A 1,032-nucleotide genomic window follows, 5' to 3' on the forward strand; every position below is an offset into this window, starting at 1 on the left:
CATAATGAAAGTAAAACGCTTGCATTTATAACTTCCTAGCCGCCAAGCTGAAGTAAAATGCTTGCATTTCTATCATTATGACAGATTTTTTACCAATGTAAAACCCGCTGATTTATTTTGCGGTTACAGCAATCGCATCCTGAATGCTTGATTCGCCTTCATTATATTCTTCATCTGCTTCCTTAGCCCATTGACGATGTTTCTCACTTTCAGTTTTATTACAATGTCCCATAATTGGTGTGATTTCCGAAATACTCTCAATACTACCATGAATATGTGTAACATCTTCGATCTGATATACACGCTCTAAAACACCTGTATAGTTAAAATTCAAAAAATAGTCTTCATCGTTACCTATTAACTCTTTCTTCCTTGGAAGAATTCCACTAGTATCAATCTTCTCAATCCATTCTTTCACATAATCCTGTAGTAAATTTGCAAAACCAAACTGTTCTTGCCAATAAACATCCATCGTGTCACGAATACCAATATTTCCTCCATCCAAATCCATATCATCAAGAATACAAGAAGAATAATTTAGCATATCTGTGATATCAGGATGTCCCATCAACTCTTCAAATGCACTCCAAAGATCTTTATTCACAGCTTGGTTCCATCTTTCTTGAGCTTTTATTGTATACCAAGGCTCTGTGTCATCCAATTGTTGAATGCCATACAACTTTTCAAATTCTGACAAAAACTCAGGGTGTTTCTGTTCAAGATATGTTCTAAACTTCCAATAATCTGTATTGAGTCCATGTGCAACGTCGAATCCATTTCCAATAATATATAACCTTTTCATCTCATCCATACCTCGTCAAAAATATTTTATATCCTCCAAGATTTATACAACCAAAATACTGTCTGCCATCACAATCTTACATTTTCATTTGTTAAATAATCTATTGAACCAAATCACGCATGCTGCGTGATAGCCCTTTCTTAACTTTTTGTCTGTCGGTGTTGTACTGGCAGACTTTTTATTTTACAATCATCTCATCTTAGATAAAGGAATAGCCCCACAGATGAGTG

Annotated in this window: 1 protein-coding gene; it reads right to left on the minus strand. The window is 34.9% G+C overall.

Features of this window, described 5'->3' with window-relative positions; translation table 11 throughout:
- Positions 1-112: 112 nt before the first annotated feature.
- Entirely contained in the window at positions 113-811 is a 699-nt protein-coding gene (locus tag BN3456_RS00135) for a bacteriophage abortive infection AbiH family protein (RefSeq protein ID WP_089981946.1), read from the minus strand.
- Positions 812-1,032 lie beyond the last annotated feature (221 nt).

It is taken from the genome of Clostridium sp. C105KSO13 (assembly GCF_001517425.1).
Classification (GTDB): Bacteria; Bacillota; Clostridia; order Lachnospirales; family Lachnospiraceae; genus Muricomes.